The sequence below is a fragment of the Candidatus Pelagibacter sp. Uisw_101 genome, assembly GCF_047727615.1.
Lineage (GTDB): Bacteria > Pseudomonadota > Alphaproteobacteria > Pelagibacterales > Pelagibacteraceae > Pelagibacter.
On the sequence record NZ_CP159821.1, the window covers coordinates 1431512 to 1448726 of the forward strand.

The 17215-nt window shown below is 31.3% G+C and carries 19 protein-coding genes; 10 read left to right on the forward strand and 9 right to left on the reverse strand.

The window, feature by feature from the left end:
* The first annotated feature begins 4 nt into the window (after window positions 1-4).
* From infB to pnp, 4 genes are read left to right on the forward strand one after another with little or no spacing between them, the layout of a single operon-like run.
* Window positions 5-2209: a translation initiation factor IF-2 gene (gene infB, locus ABXT48_RS07690; RefSeq protein WP_415286455.1), complete on the forward strand. Its 2205-nt coding sequence runs from the start codon at window positions 5-7 to the stop codon at window positions 2207-2209.
* Window positions 2209-2577 carry a 30S ribosome-binding factor RbfA gene (rbfA, locus tag ABXT48_RS07695; protein WP_415286456.1) on the forward strand — a complete coding sequence of 123 codons (369 nt, stop codon included), beginning with the start codon at window positions 2209-2211 and terminating at the stop codon, window positions 2575-2577. Before infB ends, rbfA begins: the two co-directional genes overlap by 1 nt.
* Window positions 2578-2590: 13 nt before the next feature.
* On the forward strand, window positions 2591-2839 hold the full coding sequence (gene rpsO, locus ABXT48_RS07700; RefSeq protein ID WP_415302958.1) for a 30S ribosomal protein S15: 249 nt from the start codon (window positions 2591-2593) through the stop codon (window positions 2837-2839).
* Between the two features lie 21 nt (window positions 2840-2860).
* Entirely contained in the window at window positions 2861-4951 is a 2091-nt protein-coding gene (pnp, locus tag ABXT48_RS07705) for a polyribonucleotide nucleotidyltransferase (protein ID WP_415286457.1), read from the forward strand.
* Between the two features lie 108 nt (window positions 4952-5059).
* On the opposite strand, the gene ABXT48_RS07710 is transcribed toward pnp, so the two are convergent.
* Genes ABXT48_RS07710 through fabA form a run of 3 tightly spaced genes read right to left on the reverse strand, consistent with a single transcriptional unit; the run spans window position 5060 to window position 7557 of the window.
* A complete protein-coding gene (locus tag ABXT48_RS07710; RefSeq protein ID WP_415286458.1) occupies window positions 5060-5845 on the reverse strand; it encodes an enoyl-ACP reductase in 786 nt (261 codons plus the stop codon).
* Window positions 5846-7057: a beta-ketoacyl-ACP synthase I gene (fabB, locus tag ABXT48_RS07715; protein ID WP_415286459.1), complete on the reverse strand. Its 1212-nt coding sequence runs from the start codon at window positions 7055-7057 to the stop codon at window positions 5846-5848.
* Window positions 7057-7557 (reverse strand): bifunctional 3-hydroxydecanoyl-ACP dehydratase/trans-2-decenoyl-ACP isomerase, encoded by a 501-nt coding sequence (gene fabA / locus ABXT48_RS07720; protein ID WP_415286460.1) that lies wholly within the window; start codon window positions 7555-7557, stop codon window positions 7057-7059. Before fabA ends, fabB begins: the two co-directional genes overlap by 1 nt.
* A 73-nt stretch (window positions 7558-7630) precedes the next feature.
* On the opposite strand from fabA, the gene ABXT48_RS07725 reads away from it, so the two are divergent.
* The 4 genes from ABXT48_RS07725 to ABXT48_RS07740 all read left to right on the forward strand — a co-directional run bounded on the left by ABXT48_RS07725 (window position 7631) and on the right by ABXT48_RS07740 (window position 10565).
* The gene (locus ABXT48_RS07725; RefSeq protein WP_415286461.1) at window positions 7631-8059 is read left to right on the forward strand and encodes a Fur family transcriptional regulator; all 429 of its coding nucleotides are present in this window, start codon (window positions 7631-7633) and stop codon (window positions 8057-8059) included.
* A 104-nt stretch (window positions 8060-8163) separates the two neighbouring features.
* On the forward strand, window positions 8164-8580 hold the full coding sequence (locus ABXT48_RS07730) for a rubrerythrin family protein (RefSeq protein ID WP_271512302.1): 417 nt from the start codon (window positions 8164-8166) through the stop codon (window positions 8578-8580).
* A 57-nt stretch (window positions 8581-8637) separates the two neighbouring features.
* Window positions 8638-9969 carry a (Fe-S)-binding protein gene (locus tag ABXT48_RS07735; protein WP_415286462.1) on the forward strand — a complete coding sequence of 444 codons (1332 nt, stop codon included), beginning with the start codon at window positions 8638-8640 and terminating at the stop codon, window positions 9967-9969.
* Window positions 9970-9971: 2 nt separating this feature from the next.
* On the forward strand, window positions 9972-10565 hold the full coding sequence (locus tag ABXT48_RS07740) for a DUF3501 family protein (protein ID WP_415286463.1): 594 nt from the start codon (window positions 9972-9974) through the stop codon (window positions 10563-10565).
* On the opposite strand, the gene ABXT48_RS07745 is transcribed toward ABXT48_RS07740, so the two are convergent.
* The 6 genes from ABXT48_RS07745 to ubiE are packed head-to-tail and all read right to left on the reverse strand — an operon-like array spanning window position 10558 to window position 15686.
* Window positions 10558-11007 (reverse strand): SH3 domain-containing protein, encoded by a 450-nt coding sequence (locus ABXT48_RS07745; protein WP_415302959.1) that lies wholly within the window; start codon window positions 11005-11007, stop codon window positions 10558-10560. The genes ABXT48_RS07740 and ABXT48_RS07745 overlap by 8 nt on opposite strands.
* Window positions 11004-11759, reverse strand: a complete 756-nt coding sequence (locus ABXT48_RS07750; protein WP_415286465.1) for a HesA/MoeB/ThiF family protein — start codon at window positions 11757-11759, stop codon at window positions 11004-11006. Before ABXT48_RS07750 ends, ABXT48_RS07745 begins: the two co-directional genes overlap by 4 nt.
* Complete coding sequence (dut, locus tag ABXT48_RS07755) at window positions 11756-12193, reverse strand: dUTP diphosphatase (RefSeq protein ID WP_415286466.1); 438 nt, start codon at window positions 12191-12193, stop codon at window positions 11756-11758. The genes ABXT48_RS07750 and dut overlap by 4 nt, the downstream gene beginning before the upstream one ends.
* Window positions 12194-12199: 6 nt before the next feature.
* Entirely contained in the window at window positions 12200-13405 is a 1206-nt protein-coding gene (coaBC, locus tag ABXT48_RS07760; protein ID WP_415286467.1) for a bifunctional phosphopantothenoylcysteine decarboxylase/phosphopantothenate--cysteine ligase CoaBC, read from the reverse strand.
* 8 nt (window positions 13406-13413) lie between these two features.
* Window positions 13414-14982, reverse strand: coding sequence for a 2-polyprenylphenol 6-hydroxylase (ubiB, locus tag ABXT48_RS07765; protein WP_415286468.1), 1569 nt, complete (start codon window positions 14980-14982; stop codon window positions 13414-13416).
* Window positions 14982-15686, reverse strand: coding sequence for a bifunctional demethylmenaquinone methyltransferase/2-methoxy-6-polyprenyl-1,4-benzoquinol methylase UbiE (ubiE, locus tag ABXT48_RS07770; protein ID WP_415286469.1), 705 nt, complete (start codon window positions 15684-15686; stop codon window positions 14982-14984). Before ubiE ends, ubiB begins: the two co-directional genes overlap by 1 nt.
* A gap of 35 nt (window positions 15687-15721) precedes the next feature.
* Here ubiE and mutM point away from each other — a divergent pair, with 35 nt between their 5' ends.
* Window positions 15722-16585 carry a bifunctional DNA-formamidopyrimidine glycosylase/DNA-(apurinic or apyrimidinic site) lyase gene (gene mutM, locus ABXT48_RS07775; RefSeq protein ID WP_415286470.1) on the forward strand — a complete coding sequence of 288 codons (864 nt, stop codon included), beginning with the start codon at window positions 15722-15724 and terminating at the stop codon, window positions 16583-16585.
* A 50-nt stretch (window positions 16586-16635) separates the two neighbouring features.
* Complete coding sequence (gene rpsT, locus ABXT48_RS07780) at window positions 16636-16896, forward strand: 30S ribosomal protein S20 (RefSeq protein ID WP_415286471.1); 261 nt, start codon at window positions 16636-16638, stop codon at window positions 16894-16896.
* The last annotated feature ends 319 nt before the right edge of the window (window positions 16897-17215 follow it).

Sequence of the window (17215 nt, forward strand, 5' to 3'; positions counted from 1 at the left end):
AAATATGGAAAACAAAAAAACAAAATTAACACTTTCTGGCATAGCCAAGAAGTCGATAGAAAATATAGAGTTAGCAAAAACTCAAAGTAAAAATTCAGTTGTAATTGAAAAAAAACCTAGCAAATTTGTACCTAGGGGTAACTTTACTAGACCTGCTAGTGTTAGGTCAAAACCAGCAGTAACCAATGCGAGTAGCTTTCCCCCTAGAACTGCATCAGCGCCTAAACCATCTTCTCCAATAACTAATGATTATGAAAAACGTAAATTAGCTGAGCAAAGAGCAACTAGAAGACTCAAAGGGGATACAGGTAAACCTGAAACTAAAAAAAGAGAATTAAAATTAACAGTATCAAGAGCATTAAGTGATGAGATTGAAGCAAGATCAAGAAGTATGGCTTCGCTTAAAAGAGCAAAATTAAAAGAAAACAGAGAACTTACTAAAGAAGAAATTCAAGAAAGTTTGAAGCCTATAAAAAGAGATGTGAATATTCCTGAAGCAATAACAGTAAGAGAGCTATCCAATAGAATGGCTGAGCAATCAAATAATGTAATTAAACATTTATTTGGAATGGGAGTTACGGTTACTATCAATCAAACATTAGCAGCAGATACTGCTGAATATTTGGTAAAAGAATTTGGTCATAATCCAATTAGAGAAGCAAAAGCAGAAGAAATTATTCAAAAAATAAAAGCGTCTAGATCTGAAAATTTAAAGAATAGACCACCAATCGTAACTGTGATGGGTCACGTAGATCATGGAAAGACTTCGGTATTAGATGTTTTAAGAAGTGCAAATGTTGTTTCTGGTGAATTTGGTGGAATAACACAACATATTGGTGCTTATCAAATACAGCACGAATCTAATAAACTAACTTTTATTGACACGCCGGGTCATGCTGCATTTACAGAAATGAGAGCAAGAGGATCAAAATTGACAGACGTTGTGGTATTAGTAGTTGCTGCAGATGATGGAGTTAAGCCTCAAACAATTGAATCTATAAAACATGCAAAAGCTGCGAACGTTCCAATAGTTGTAGCAATCAATAAGTGTGATTTACCAGAGGCTGACCCACAAAAAATAAAGAACCAGCTTTTAGAATATGAACTTATTGCAGAAGATTTATCTGGAGATACTTTGATGGTTGAAATTTCTGCAAAAAACAAAAAAAATTTAGATAAGTTAGTAGAGTCGATTGTTCTACAAGCAGAAATCTTGGATTTAAAAACTGACTTTGAATCTAAAGCAACTGGAATTGTTTTAGAATCTAAAATTGATATTGGTAGAGGAGCGGTTGCAACAGTTGTGGTTACATCTGGAACAATTAAAAAAGGTGATTTCTTTGTTAGTGGATTAAAATGGGGAAAAGTAAGAGCTTTAATTAATGACAAAGGAGAAAGTGTTAATGAAGCACCACCATCAATGCCAGTTGAAATTCTTGGAATTAATGGAGCAGCTAAATCAGGAGATGATTTTATTGTCTTAGATTCAGAGAAAGAAGCCAAAACATTAAGTGAGACTAGAGCAGATGAAACCAAAACTGGTGGAAGCCCTCTAACTTTTGCAACTCAAGATTCAGCTTTTGCTGATAAGTCAGCTGCAGAATTAAATATTATCGTAAAATCAGACGTTCATGGATCAGCAGAGGCAATCAAAAGTGCGATTAATCAAATTACTCATGATGAAGTAAAACCTAAAATAATTTTATCTGATATTGGAATGGTAACAGAGACCGATGTAACTTTAGCAAAAGCATCTAATGCTACATTAATTGCATTTAATGTTAAGCCAAGCAAGGAAGCAAAAAAATTAGCAGAGAATGAAAAAATTATAATATCTTCTTACAATATTATTTATGAAGTTTTAGATTATATCAAATTAAGAATGTCAGGACTTCTCGCTCCAGATGTTCAAGAAAAAATTGTTGGCACAGCTCAAATTCTAGAAATTTTCAAAGTTTCAGGTACAGGAAAAGTTGCGGGTTCAAAAGTAACTGAAGGTGAAATATCCAGTGGAGCAAATGCTAGAGTAGTAAGGGATGGAGCAATTATTTATACTGGTAAAATAAGTACTATTTTTAGAGAAAAAGATCAGGCAAAACAGGTCAGTAACGGCCAAGAATGTGGAATAACACTTAAAGACTTTATCGATTTCCAGAAAAACGATACAATAGAGGCGTATAGTACGACTACGACGGAAAGAACAGTATAATGGTTGATAAAACAGGAAAACCTGTATCACAAAGACAATTACGTGTTGGAGAGATGATTAGGCAATCTTTAGGTATGATTTTCGCTAGAAATGAAGCTAAGGTGCCGAATTTAGAAACTAATACCATAACGGTTACAGAAGTGAAAATGAGTCAAGATCTTAAAATTGCAAAAGCGTATGTATTACCCCTAGGAGGAAAAGATACTGAAAAAGTTATTAAAAAACTAAGAGAATATTCTTTTTTAATTAGAAAAATTTTATCTAAAAAAGTATTTATGAAATACATACCAAAGATACTTTTTGCTAAAGATGATTCTTTTGAATACGCAGAAAAAATAGAAAACTTAATAAAACAAACAAACAAATAGGAAAATAAATAGTATGACGAATAAAGTAGAAGAATTAAAAATGCACGAGAAGGACACTGGTTCTTCAGAAGTACAAATTGCATTATTAACAGGTAAAATTGAAACTCTTTCAGCGCACATTAAGCAATTCAAAAAAGATAAACACTCTTCGGTTGGATTGTTAAGAGCAGTAAATAGAAGAAAAAAATTGTTAGAATATTTAAAGAAAAATAAATTCGATTCTTACAAAAATGTATTAACACAATTAAATTTAAGAAAATAGATAGAAGGAAACGGAAAATAGATGTTCAAAGTATATAAGAAGGAAATTGAAGTAGCAGGTAAGAAGATAAGTTTAGAAACAGGTAAAGTAGCAAGACAAGCAGATGGAGCAATCATTGCTTCATGTGGTGAAACAGTTATTTTAGCAACAGTAGTAGGAGCAAAAAAAGTAAATCCAGATATGGATTATTTTCCTCTATCTGTAAATTACCAAGAAAAATATTATGCAGGTGGTAAAATTCCTGGTGGATATTTTAAAAGAGAAGCAAGACCAACTGAAAGTGAACAATTAATCTCAAGATTAATTGATAGACCAATCAGACCTTTGTTTCCAAGTGAATTTAAAAATGAAGTTCAGTTGTTACCAACAGTAATTTCATACGACAAAGACAATCAACCAGATATTTTAGCAATTACAGCTTCTTCAGCAGCGCTAGCTATTTCAGGAATGCCATTTATGGGTCCTGTAGGTGCTTCAAGAGTTGGTTTAGTTGATGGTAAATATATATTAAACCCATCAAAAGCTGAGCTAGAAAACTCTACTTTAGATTTAGTTGTAGCAGGCACTAAAGATGCTGTGCTTATGGTTGAGTCTGAGACTAAAGGTTTAACAGAAGAAGTAATGTTAGATGCAGTTAAGTTTGGTCACGAAGGTTTTGTTCCAGTAATCAAAATGATCGAGGAACTTGCAAAAGAATGCAGAAAGCCAGAATGGACTGTTGAGAAAAAAGATTTATCAGAAGTTAAGAAAAAACTTGAAGAAAACTTTACAGCAGATCTAACTAAAGCTTTTGCAACAATAGACAAACAAGATAGATCAAATCAAATTTCAGAAATTTCTGATAAAGCAAAACAGCTTTTTGCAGAAGATGAAAATTATTCTGATTTTAATGTTAATGATGAATTAAAAAATCTTGAAAAGAAAATTGTTAGAACTGATATTCTCAAAAACAAAAAAAGAATAGATGGTAGAGGTTTGGCCGACGTAAGAGCCATTGAGTGTGAAGTTGGTGTTTTGCCAAGAACTCACGGATCAGCTTTATTTACTAGAGGAGAAACACAAGCGATTGTTGTGACTACTTTAGGTACATCTGATGATGAGCAAAGGTTAGAAAGTTTGGATGGACAGCATAGAGAAAGATTTATGCTTCATTATAATTTTCCTCCTTTCTCAGTTGGTGAAACTGGAAGAATTGGAACTGGAAGACGTGAAGTTGGCCATGGAAAATTAGCATGGAGAGCAATTAATTCTTCACTACCTTCAAAAGAAGAGTTTCCATATACTTTCAGAATAGTGTCTGAGATTACAGAATCTAACGGTTCTTCTTCAATGGCGAGTGTTTGTGGTGCATCTCTTGCACTTATGGATGCTGGAGTGCCGATTAAAGAGCCAGTTGCAGGTATTGCAATGGGATTAATTAAAGAAGGTGATGACTTTAGTGTCTTGTCAGATATTTTAGGTGATGAAGATCATCTTGGAGATATGGACTTTAAGGTTGCTGGAACTAAAGATGGAATTACTTCACTTCAAATGGATATTAAAATTACAGGTATCACATTTGAAATCATGGAACAGGCTTTAAAACAAGCTAAAGAAGGAAGAGTTCATATCTTGGGTGAAATGAATAAAGTTTTAAGTGAATCAAGAGCTGATGTTGGTGAACACACCCCAAAAATGGAACAAATTACTGTTGATAAAAAAGATATCGCAGCTGTGATTGGAAAAGGTGGAGCAACAATTAGAGAAATTGTTGAAAAATCAGGTGCAAAAGTTGATGTGAATGATGAAGGTGTAGTAACTGTTGCTGCTCCAGACGAAGAGTCTAGAAACATTGCTATGCAGATTATTAAAGACATCACGGCAAAAGCTGAGATGAATAAAATCTACACAGGTAAAGTAATGAAAATTATGGAGTTTGGTGCTTTCGTTAACTTCCTAGGTAAACAAGATGGTCTTGTTCACATTTCAGAACTTGCTGCTAAAAGAGTAGAAAAAGTTACTGATGTTGTCAAAGAAGGTGACGAAGTAAAAGTTAAAGTGATTGGTTTTGATAGAGGTAAAGTTAAACTTTCTATGAAACAAGCTACAACTGAAACAGAAGCTAAAGCCTAATAACTTAAATTAAAATTCTAAACCCCTGGGATGAAAGTTCTGGGGGTTTTTTTTATTCAAAAATACTATGGCGTTAGACGACAATATTTAACCAAATTTAACTATATTTTATGTAATATTCTTAGGATCGGGCATCCCAACCTTGTTATATCCAGCATCCACGTAGTGAATTTCACCAGTAACACCAGCTGCAAGGTCGCTTAGTAGATATAAAGCTGAGTTTCCAACATCATGAATATCTACGTTCCTCTTTAAGAAAGAATGATCTGCATTCCATTTGTATAGGAATTTTGCATCACCAATAGCAGAAGCTGCTAAAGTTTTAATAGGTCCAGCACTTATTGCATTCACTCTCATACCTTTAGCTCCTAAATCTCTTGCAAGATATTTAACACTTGCTTCTAAAGCTGATTTACAAACACCCATCACATTATAATTTGGAATAGCCTTAGTAGATTCATAAGTTAAAGTTAATAAACTTCCACCCTCTTTCATTATTTTAGATGCTTCTTTTGCAACTTCGGTAAATGAAAAACATGAGATTAACATGCTTCTTAAAAAATTTTCTCTAGTTGTGTTTAAATATTCACCTGATAATTCTGATTTATCTGAAAATGCAACTGCATGAACAACAAAATCTATTTGCCCCCATTGTGATTTAATATCATCAAAAAGTTTTATAACTTCTTCTTTGTTTTCAACATCACAACTAAAAGTAGCTTTTGAATTTAATTTTTCAGCTAAAGGAATAACTCTTTTCTTTAGTGCATCACCAAGATAAGTGAATGCAAGTTCTGCTCCAGCTTCTGCTAATTTTTGTGAAATGCCCCAAGCGATAGATCTTTCATTGGCAACTCCCATGATCAATCCTCTTTTACCTTTCATTAAACTCATTTAAACCTTTTCAAAAATTAAAGTTGCATTTGTTCCACCAAAACCAAAGCTGTTAGACATTACAGAGTTTAATTTAACACCTGTTTCAGTCTTAGTTACGATTGGAAATTTTTTAGCTTCATCATCCATGTCATTAATGTTAGCTGATGCAGTAATGAAACTATTTTTCATCATGATTAAACTATAAATTGCTTCATGAACCGAAGCAGCACCTAGTGGGTGACCAGAAAGAGATTTAGTAGAACTAATTTTTGGTACCTCAGCACCAAATGCTTCTCCAACACCTCTAAGCTCTGTTATGTCTCCAACTGGAGTTGATGTTCCATGAGTGTTTAAGTAGTCCATTTTATTTTTAGCTGTTGCTAAAGCCATCTTCATACATCTAACAGCGCCTTCACCTGATGGGGCTACCATATCGTACCCGTCAGAAGTCGCGCCATAGCCTGTTAATTCAGCATATATGTTTGCTCCTCTAGCTTTTGCATGTTCGTACTCCTCAAGTACTAAAACTCCACCACCACCTGCTATTACAAAGCCATCTCTAGTTTTATCATAAGCTCTAGAAGCGGTTTCAGGTGCATCATTGTATTTAGAAGACAAAGCAGTCATCGCATCAAACATTGCAGTCATAGCCCAGTGTAATTCTTCACTGCCGCCTGCAAATACAACATCTTGTTTTCCCATTTGAATTAATTCACTTGCATGACCGATGCAGTGTCCGCTAGTTGCACATGCGGAACTCATCGTATAATTAACTCCTTTGATTTTAAAAGGTACAGCAAGAGTTGCTGAAGATGTACTAGCCATAGTTCTTGGAACAATAAATGGCCCCATTAATTTTGGTGTCTTAGCTCTAGTCTTATCAACAGACAAAACTACATTTTCTATTGAAGGGCCACCAGAACCCATAACTATTCCAGTTTTAAAATTACTCACATCCTTATCCTCTAATCCTGAATCCTTAATAGCTTCTTTCATTGCAATGTAATTATATGCAGATCCAGAGCCCATAAATCTGATAGTTTTTCTATCAATATGATCTTCAAGTTTAATATTTGGTTTGCCGTGAATATGACTTCTTAAATTGTGTTCTTTGTATTCTTCACAAAAAGATATTCCAGATTTTGAATTTAAAAGAGACTGATAAACTTCTTCTTGATTGTTACCCAAACAAGAAACAACTCCCAAACCTGTAACTACTACTCTTCTCATTATTTAAATAACCCCACTTTTAAACTTTCTGCTGAATATATTTTTTTGTCATCGGCAAATACTAAACCATTTGCAAGACCAACTGTTGTTCCACCTGGTGCCATAACTTTTTTTATATCAATTTCATATCTTACATTTTTAACATTTTGTAAAACTTCACCAGTGAATTTTACCGTACTAACTCCTAAAGCCCTCCCTTTACCTGGTTTACCAAGCCAGCCAAGATAAAAACCAACTAGTTGCCACATGGCATCTAAGCCAAGACAACCTGGCATAACAGGGTCTCCTTTAAAGTGACAATCAAAAAACCAAAGGTCTTCTTTGATATCAAGCTCTGCTTTTAAAGAGCCTTTACTAAAAGTACCATTGTCCTCGTTGATTTCTGTTATTCTATCAAACATGAGCATTGGTGGAAGTGGTAATTTTGCATTACCTGGGCCAAAAAGTTCGCCATTTCCGCAGCTTATTAGCTCATCGTATGTGAATGAGTTTTTTTTCATAAATTTCAGTCCCTTAATACTTGATTTATCATGATTATAATATAGAAATAGTTTAGAACTATTATAAACAGTAATGAATAATATAAGTATATACACAGAAAAACTGAGAGAATCTGGCTTAAGACCAACAAGACAGAGACTAAAAATTTGTGAAGTATTGTTCTCACCTGAAAAAACCTTTCACTTTACAATAAATGATTTGACTAAAATTATTGGGGATAAGCTGAGTGAAAAAATTTCTTTAGCAACAGTTTACAATACAATTCATGCATTTAAAAAAAAAGGATATTTAAAAGAAATTTCTATCAACTCAGATAAAAGTTATTTTGACACTAACGTAACAGAGCACCACCATTTTTTTGACGAAGACACAAATGAGTTAATTGATTGTAGCAACGAAGATATTGATTCTGTAAATATAAAAAAAAATATCACAGGAAAAAAAATAAAATCAGTGGAAGTATTAATTAAAGTTGCAACTGATAATCAAACGCAAAAATAATTTAATAATTTCAATAATTTAACATTTACATTAAAACAATTCTAAACTGTTGACATATAGTTTAGAACGATTATATATACATCATAATCATTAAGGAGAAAAAAATGTCATTAAAAGGAAGTAAAACAGAAGAAAACTTAAAAGATGCATTTGCAGGTGAGAGCCAAGCAAACAGACGTTATTTATATTTTGCTCAAAAAGCAGATATTGAAGGTTATAACGATGTAGCATCTGTATTTAGATCTACAGCTGAAGGTGAAACAGGTCATGCACATGGACACCTTGAGTATCTTGAAGAAGTTGGAGACCCAGCAACGGGACTACCAATTGGTGAGACTAAAGCAAATTTAGCTTCAGCGGTACAAGGTGAAACACATGAATATACAGACATGTACCCTGGTATGGCAAAAACAGCTAGAGAAGAAGGCTTTTCAGAAATTGCTGATTGGTTTGAAACTTTAGCAAAAGCTGAAAAATCACACGCAGGTAAATTCCAAAAAACATTAGAATCTATTGCGTAAATAAGACTTAATTTATGGTGGGGTTCTTCCCCACCATTAAATCCTAAAATTTTAAATATGAGCAAAGAAGGCAGCATAGATGCACCCATTAGGCACCCAATAAATTTTGAGCATCCTGATTTTTTAGACCCCAAAAAATTAGATGACGAAATGAGAAGAGCATTTGATATCTGTCATGGATGTAGAAGGTGTTTTAATTTATGCGACTCGTTCCCAAAATTATTTGACATGATAGATGAGTCAGAAAATGAGGATGTAGAAAGTTTAAAAAGTGAACAGTTTGAACCTGTGGTAGACGCTTGCACATTATGTGATATGTGTTTTATGACTAAGTGCCCTTATGTTCCGCCCCATGATTTTGATTTAGACTTTCCTCATTTAATGTTGAGATATAGAACGGCTCAAAAAAAATTAAATAAATTGCCAGCAGTGCCAGCACAATTAGCTCAAATTGATAGAAATGGAAAAATTGGTGTAATGCTATCATCACTAATAAACTGGGCATCAAACATTAAAAATACATTCTTTAGAAAAATATTAGAATTAGTTGCTGGAATTGATGTGAGAGTTAAGCTTCCCACTTATAATTCAGAAACATTTACAAATTACTTTAAAAAAAACAATATTCCAACAAATAGTGAAGCTCCATCTAAAGATAGAAAAGTTGTAATTTATTCAACATGCTTTGTTAATTTTAATAAAAAAAATACAGGTGTAGCTGCATTAAAAGTTTTAAAAAAAAATGGAGTAGATGTTCAAGAAGCTTATCCGGGTTGTTGTGGAATGCCTTACCTTGAGCAAGCAGATTTACCAAAAGTTGTAGAGCAAGCCAAAAAAGTTTCCAAAGATTTATTGGAGTGGGTAGACAAAGGTTATCAAATTATTACTTTAACAGCAAGTTGTGGTCTAATGTTAAAATTTGAATGGCCTTTACTATTACCAAATGACGAAAACATTAAAAGACTTTCAAAAAGTGTTAGTGATATAGATGAATATATCGTTGATATAGCACAAAACGAGGGCCTAGCAGAAGGTTTACAAGAAATTGATGGTGGAGTTACAGTTCACAACGCATGCCATGCAAGAGCACAAAACATGGGTATTAAATCTAGAGATATGCTGAAATTTATCCCTAATATAAAAATGGATGTTGTTGAAAGATGTGCTGGTCATGGGGGAACTTTTGGTGTGATGAAGGAAACTCACGATTTAGCTGTAAAAGTTGGAACACCAACAGCAAGACAAATTAAAAATAAAAACAATAAATATATGGCTTCAGATTGTCCTTTGGCAGGTAAGCATTTAAAACAATTAGAAACAGACACAAATATTGCAAATGATGAGGCACTTCATCCTATCGAATTAATGGCAAAAAGTTATAAGCTATAATTATGAGTAAAGAAAAAAAACAAATAGAAAAAGAAGATTTATTACCATCTGATGTTTATGCAAAAAGCAGAAAACAAATCAGAAAAGACTTAGTTGATTTTAAAAAAGATAGAAGAATAGCACTTGGTCCTTATGCCACTTTTTATTTTGAAAGTTTTGAAACTATGGTTGCTCAAGTTCAAGAGATGCTTCACATCGAAAAAGGTGGAGATGAGCAATTAAAAGATGAGTTAATAGCCTATAACCCTTTGGTTCCAAACGGAAAAGAACTTACAGCTACACTAATGTTTGAAATTGATAATCCAATTTCAAGAGCTGCATTTTTAGGTAAAGTTGGAGGAATTGAAGAAAAAATATTCATGAAAATTAATGATGAAATTGTTAAGGCTGTTCCAGAGGAAGATGTTGATAGAACATCAGCAGAAGGAAAAGCTTCTTCAGTACAGTTTATCCATTTTAAATTAAATGATGATCAAATTTCTAAATTTAAGTCAGATAGTGCAACCATTGAACTTGGGATTGATCATAAAGAATATATCCACACCACAAGACTAGCTGAAGATAGTGTGAAATCACTATGTGCTGATTTTATTTAATAGAACCCCAAATATTTCCAGTTTTGACCCAACCTGAATAATTATAAGTCTTTACATTACACCATATATTTTCACATTTTTTTAAAACTAATAGCCTTCCTTTTTCTAATTTGGCTATTGGTTTTGAAAAGTTAGATGGTTTTTTATATAAGATCTTATCTTCTAAAATAATAATAGAATTTGATGGTTTCAGCTGACTCCAATGAATCCAGCCACTATTATTATCAAAAAATATTACTCTTCTCCAATTCTCTTTTTTGTCTATCTGTTTTACAGGCAAATTAATCTTTCTATAAACATATTTAATAGAACGATCTATGCTTGGCCCATACCTAACATTAGTCTTATTTTTTTTTAGAGATAAAAATTTTTCCTCAGCACTTATGAATTGAATGCTTAAAATTGATAGACAAAAACACCAAATAGCTATTTTTTTTATCATTTACAAAAACAGTTTTTTCTTTTTTTAAGTTTAACTTTTCTAAAGTTTAATTGTAATAAGTCTAAGATAAAAATATATCCATCAAGACCCTTTCCAATACCAAGTATTTTCTTTAAAACTTCGTTTGCTTGTATAGTTCCAATTATACCAGCAACAGTACCAAGAATACCTTCCGACTCGCAATTTAATAAATCATCTGAAATATCAGAGTCTTGAAAAAAACATCTTAAACATGGAATTTTTTTATTCTTAAAATTAAAAGTAAATATATGACCATCAAATTTACTTATAGCTCCAGTTACAAGTATTTTTTTAAATTTATAACAAAAATCATTTAATAAAAATTTTGTGGAAAAATTATCAGAGCCATCAACTATATAATCATAATCTTTTATAATTTTCTTAAAATTAGTTTTATTTAGTCTTATTTTGTAAATCTTAATTTTAATACTTGGGTTTATCTTTTTAATCTTAATTCTTGCTACTTGAACTTTAAATTTTCCTATATCATTGGTATTATAAAGACTTTGTCTGTGTAGATTGGATAAACTAACTTTATCATCATCAACTATTCCTATCAAACCAACACCAGCTCTTGCAAGAAATTCAGCAACAGGAGACCCTAAGCCACCCATTCCAACAATTAAAACTTTTGCAGATATAATTTTTTTTTGCCCTATAGTGCCAATATCCCTTAGTACTATTTGTCTTGAATATCTCTCTACTGATACTTTTTTTAATTGGTTATTCATTTACCTGTTGAGCCAAATCCACCATCACCTCGTAATGTGTTGGGCAAATTATCTGTTTCTTCAAGCTCCATCCTGATTACAGGCATTAAGATCATTTGTGCTATTCTATCTTTATTGTTGATAAGGAAATCTTCTTTACCATGATTAAAAAGTATAACTTTAATTTCTCCTCTATAATCACTGTCAATTGTTCCTGGGGTATTTAAAACTGTAATACTTTTTTTAGCAGCCAAGCCAGATCGAGGACGAATTTGAACCTCATAATCCTCCGAAAATGCCATTGAAAGCCCTGTAGGAACTAAATATGAGCTATTAGGGGCTATTCTAATAGGCTCCTCTATAAAAGCCATCAAATCCATACCTGAAGCACCATCTGTTTCGTAAGCAGGTAATTCTACTTTAGAATTTAATTTTTTGATTAATACTTTAGCCACTGAATTTTAATTTAATTTTTTAATAACTCTATCAACTATTTCATCAGAAATTTCAGATTTACTTTTTATTGTAAGCCTTTCATTATCCATATTTTTATCTCTATAATAAATTGAAACTTCATTAAAATTGGAGTCAAATCCAATTGTTTTATTGGAAACATCATTTGCTATTATCCAATCGCAATTTTTTTCTTCTAATTTTTTTTTTGCATTTTCTTCCACATTATTAGTTTCTGCAGCAAATCCAATTACCAACTTTGGTCTAAGAGAATTATGTTTTGATACATAATTTAAAATATCAATATTTTTTTCTAGTTCTAAATGTAATTTTTCCTGTTTTTTTATTTTACTATTATTTATGTCTTTAGCCTTAAAGTCAGCAACAGCTGCTGAAAAAATTGCTACATCTGCTGGTAGATTGTCTTGTGTAGCTTTAAACATCTCATCTGCAGTTTCTACTTTAATTAAGTTTATATTGCTGCCCACCTCTAAATTTGTAGGTCCAGAAATTAAAGTGGTTTGAAAACCTTTTTTAGCGAATGCTTTTGCTAAGGCATAGCCTTGTTTTCCAGAAGACTTATTTGTTATAAATCTTACAGGATCAATATACTCATTAGTTGGTCCGGCCGTTACTAAGGCTTTTAGTTTATAATTTTTATTTAATTCACCAAAGTATGAATTAATTTTTTGAACAACATTATCTGGTTCAGTCATTTTCCCTTCACCAAATTCTCCACAGGCCATATCACCAATTTCAGGACCTATAATTTTATAACCAAATAATTTTAGTTTTTTAAGATTTTCTTTAGTTGATGGGTGTTCCCACATTCTAACATTCATAGCTGGTGTTAAAAAAATATCTTTATCAGAAGCTAAAATTACGGTTGAAGCCAGATCTTCAGAAGATCCTGCACTCAATTTTGAAATTGTATTAGCTGTAGCTGGAGCCACAACAATTAAGTCTGCCCATCTAGATAGTGAAATATGATCCATTTCAGCCTCATTTTCAGGGTTAAATAAGTCTTCATAAACTTTTTCTTGAGATAGTGAGGCAACAGATAAAGGAGTTACAAATTCTTTGGCACTTTTAGTAAGAATAGTTTTAACTTTTGCACCTAATTTTTTTAAAGACCTAATTAGCACCAAACTTTTATAAGCAGATATGCCACCGCATATTATTAAAAGTATTTTTCTTTCAGATAAATTATTCATTGTGCGAATTAAAATACTACTAGACCAAAAATTACAAGCAGTAATAAACCAACAATAGACTGATTTCTAAAGGCAGTCATTTCAGATCTCTTTTCATTTAAGGCGGTAAATGAATTTGAATTTTGGGGGATCTGTCCACTTGCTAAAAATGATAAAGCTTGATTGGCTTTATCCATAATCTCTGGAAAATCAGGCAATCTTTTAATTACTTCAGTAGTAGTTTTTAAACTTTCATTTAAGGTATTGATTGGATCTTTTGTTTCTCTTAGCCAATTTTCTAAAACTGGTTTTGAAGTTTCCCATATGTTGGTATTAGGGTTAAGTTTTCTAGCAACACCCTCAACAACTACCATTGTTTTTTGTAACATTAATAACTGAGGTTGAGTCTGCATGTTAAATTTTTCAGTAACTTCAAAAAGTTGTTTTAATAATTTCCCCCCAGAAATATCTTTTACTGATTGGCCAAAGATTGGTTCACCAATTGATCTTAATGCTTGTGCTAAATCATTAACAGGTACATCTTTAGGAACTAGACCAGCAACCAAATGTACTTCAGCAACTTTTTTGTAGTCTCTTTGAATAAATCCAAATAAAATTTCAGCTAAAAATCTTTTACTAAGACTATCCAATCTTCCCATTATACCAAAATCTATAGGAACAATTTGTCCACTATTATCAATAAATATATTTCCTTGATGCATATCAGCATGAAAAAAACCATCTCTGACAGCATGTCTTAAAAAATGCTGAATAACATCAGAGGCTATTCTCTTAGTGTCTATGTTTCTTTTTTGTAAATCTTCTGTTTCACGAATAGAAACACCATCAACCCAATCAAGTGTCATAACATTTTCGCTTGTAAAATTCCAATAAATAGCAGGAACTCTAAAACCTGCATCATTCTTTGTATTTTCAGCATATTCATTTGCAGCTGCTGCCTCAAATCTTAAATCCATTTCTAAATTAGTTATTTCTTTAAGAAGAAAGACAACTTCTACCAATTTTAATCTTTTTGTTTTTTTTATAAACGACTCAACCATAAAAGCAAAAAGCATCAAGGCATCTATTTCTTCATTAAATACTTTTTTAATATCTGGTCTCAAAATTTTAATAGCAACATCTTTTATGGTTCCATTATCATTTATTTTTGCTTTATGGACTTGTGCTATTGAAGCTGCTGCAACTGGCTCACTTAAATCAATGATTGAATTGAAGGTGTCATCTCCTAAGTCTTTTTTAATTATTGCTTTGGCTTCAGATAAGGTAAATGCTGGCAATCTATCTTGTAAGCCCTCTAACTGTTTTGCTAAATCATCTCCAATAATATCAGGTCTAGTAACTAGAAATTGTCCTAATTTAATAAATGTAGTTCCCATTGATTGTAGGGATTTAGAAAGTCTTGCTCCTTCATTTTCGTTTAAATTAGTTCTATTAGGAGCCGAAAAAGAAAATGAAAGTACTTGAAAGAGAATCTTGATTGTTAATGGTGGCTCTTTAAACTTAGAAAGAATAGCTAATATATCAGAACGAGCTAATTTTCTTCCTAATTTAAATAAAATAAATATTTTTTTTAACATTAGATTTTCCAACCTGAGTGGATAGCTACAATTCCACCTGATAAATTTCTATAACTACAGTTAACAAATTTATTTTTATTCATTAAATCGATTAACTCTTCTTGATTAATAAATTCTTCAATACTTTTAATTAGATATTCATAAGGTTCTTTTTGTCCAACAATAGCCTTTCCAACCAAAGGAATAAGTTTTGAATAATTTTTATATATAAAATCCAAATTAGAGTTTTGAATTTTAGAAAATTCCAAACATAAATAGCGACCTCCTGGTTTTAAAACTCTATAAGCTTCTGATAGAGCTTTATTTAGGTCTTTAGTATTTCGTAGCCCAAAACTAATTGTGTAATAATCGCAAGAATTATCTTCAATAGGCAATTTTTCAGCTGGAGCAATTATCCAATTGATATTTTTATAAGTACTTAACTTTTCTTTGCCTTTACCAATCATTCCTTTATTTGGATCGACACAAAATATTTCTCCATTTTTATCAGTTGCATCTAAAAAAAGTTTACCAAGATCTCCAGTACCACAGGCAACATCAATTAAAGTTTTATTATTTGAGGGGTTCATCCAGCTTAATAGATCTTTTTTCCAAACTCTATGAACTCCTAATGACATAAAGTCATTCATTAAATCATATTTGTCATAGACATTATTAAAGACACTTTGGACAAGGCCTTTTTTATTTTGGAGATATTGTTGCATATTAAATTTATTATTTATTGATAATATAGTCTCAAATGCCAGAATTACCAGAAGTAGAAATAGTCAAACAATCGTTATCTAAAAAAATAGAGCGTAAAAAAATCAAAAAAATAATAATTACGAATAGAAACTTAAGGTTTAAAATTCCTCTAAAATTTGAAGAATTATTAAAAAATAAAATTATCAAAAAAGTGACTAGATTTTCAAAGTATTTAATCTTGAATTTTTACGATGAATCTTTTTGTTTAATTCATTTGGGAATGTCTGGAACTGTTCATTTAATAAAAAAAAATAATATTAGTAAGTTTACCAATACTAGTTTTTATAACTCACCAAGCCTCCCAAAGAAACATAACCATGTAGAAATTCATTTTGATGGTTTAAGGATTGTATACAATGACCCTAGAAGATTTGGTTTTTTTAAATTTATAGAAAATAAAAAGGAACTTGAAAAAAGATTTAGTCACTTAGGACCAGAACCTTTTTTTAAAACTTTCAACTTAGAATATTTAATTGGTTATTTCACAAATAAAAAGAAGGATATAAAAAGTTTCTTATTAGATCAAAAATTTGTATCAGGAATTGGAAATATTTATGCTAGTGAAATTTTATTTTTATGCAAAATTAATCCAACTATCTACGCATCAAAGTTAACTAAACAAGATTGCAAAAAAATTATTACTTATTCAAAAAGTATACTTAATAGGGCTATTAAAAAAGGAGGCTCAAGTATTCGAGATTTTAAAAACATCACTGGAAAAAGTGGAAACTTCCAAAAAGAATTTAGAGTTTATCAAAGAGAAAACCTAAGGTGCCTAAGAAGTAAATGTAATGGTAAAATTCAGAAAATATTTATATCTAATAGATCAACTTTCTTTTGTAATACTTGCCAAAAATAGGGAATTATTCTATTGACCAGTATAAATTCTCAAGCTATACCACTGCGCTTATGGCAAACACAAAATCAGCAATTAAAAGAATTAGAAAAATTGCTACGCAAACACTAGTTAATAAAGCCCGTAAGAGTAAGTATAGAAATGCTATAAAAAAAATGAACCTTCTTCTTGAAGAAAAGAAAAAAGATGAAGCTCTAAAATTCTTGCCAAAGTTGAACTCTGAATTAATGAAAGTTGCAAAAACTGGAATTATAAAGAAAGCAAATGCCTCAAGAAATATTTCAAGAATAACAAAGAAAATTTCCGCTCTATAATTGATTATATAAAGAGATTTTAAATTTCAACTAACAGTATTCACACCATATAAGAAATTCTATTTCTAGATTAACTACATATAGATTTAGTAAAATAATAAGAAATATAATTTATAAATAATACACTTATAGATTTTAAATTTGTAAAATTTAATAGTTAAATTAATTTTTCAATTAAATAACACTGTGGCAAAAAAATTTCTAAGAGTAAAACAGACCACTTGGTTATTGTAATATTATAGCAGCATCTAAAAAATAATTATTCCCGTTAGGAACGATTCACCTATAGATTTTATTTATTTTTACTTTTACTAAATTA

Bases quoted from the DNA above. Each gene is read 5' to 3' on its own strand.
- ABXT48_RS07750 (WP_415286465.1), bottom strand. From the start codon at position 11,759: ATGAATAACCAATTAAAAAAAGTATCAGTAGAGAGATATTCAAGACAA.
- ubiE (WP_415286469.1), bottom strand. From the start codon at position 15,686: ATGCAACAATATCTCCAAAATAAAAAAGGCCTTGTCCAAAGTGTCTTT.
- ABXT48_RS07740 (WP_415286463.1), top strand. From the start codon at position 9,972: ATGAGTAAAGAAAAAAAACAAATAGAAAAAGAAGATTTATTACCATCT.
- rpsT (WP_415286471.1), top strand. From the start codon at position 16,636: ATGGCAAACACAAAATCAGCAATTAAAAGAATTAGAAAAATTGCTACG.
- pnp (WP_415286457.1), top strand. From the start codon at position 2,861: ATGTTCAAAGTATATAAGAAGGAAATTGAAGTAGCAGGTAAGAAGATA.
- ABXT48_RS07730 (WP_271512302.1), top strand. From the start codon at position 8,164: ATGTCATTAAAAGGAAGTAAAACAGAAGAAAACTTAAAAGATGCATTT.
- fabB (WP_415286459.1), bottom strand. From the start codon at position 7,057: ATGAGAAGAGTAGTAGTTACAGGTTTGGGAGTTGTTTCTTGTTTGGGT.
- rpsO (WP_415302958.1), top strand. From the start codon at position 2,591: ATGACGAATAAAGTAGAAGAATTAAAAATGCACGAGAAGGACACTGGT.
- coaBC (WP_415286467.1), bottom strand. From the start codon at position 13,405: ATGAATAATTTATCTGAAAGAAAAATACTTTTAATAATATGCGGTGGC.
- mutM (WP_415286470.1), top strand. From the start codon at position 15,722: ATGCCAGAATTACCAGAAGTAGAAATAGTCAAACAATCGTTATCTAAA.
- ubiB (WP_415286468.1), bottom strand. From the start codon at position 14,982: ATGTTAAAAAAAATATTTATTTTATTTAAATTAGGAAGAAAATTAGCT.
- rbfA (WP_415286456.1), top strand. From the start codon at position 2,209: ATGGTTGATAAAACAGGAAAACCTGTATCACAAAGACAATTACGTGTT.
- infB (WP_415286455.1), top strand. From the start codon at position 5: ATGGAAAACAAAAAAACAAAATTAACACTTTCTGGCATAGCCAAGAAG.
- ABXT48_RS07725 (WP_415286461.1), top strand. From the start codon at position 7,631: ATGAATAATATAAGTATATACACAGAAAAACTGAGAGAATCTGGCTTA.
- fabA (WP_415286460.1), bottom strand. From the start codon at position 7,557: ATGAAAAAAAACTCATTCACATACGATGAGCTAATAAGCTGCGGAAAT.
- ABXT48_RS07735 (WP_415286462.1), top strand. From the start codon at position 8,638: ATGAGCAAAGAAGGCAGCATAGATGCACCCATTAGGCACCCAATAAAT.
- ABXT48_RS07710 (WP_415286458.1), bottom strand. From the start codon at position 5,845: ATGAGTTTAATGAAAGGTAAAAGAGGATTGATCATGGGAGTTGCCAAT.
- ABXT48_RS07745 (WP_415302959.1), bottom strand. From the start codon at position 11,007: ATGATAAAAAAAATAGCTATTTGGTGTTTTTGTCTATCAATTTTAAGC.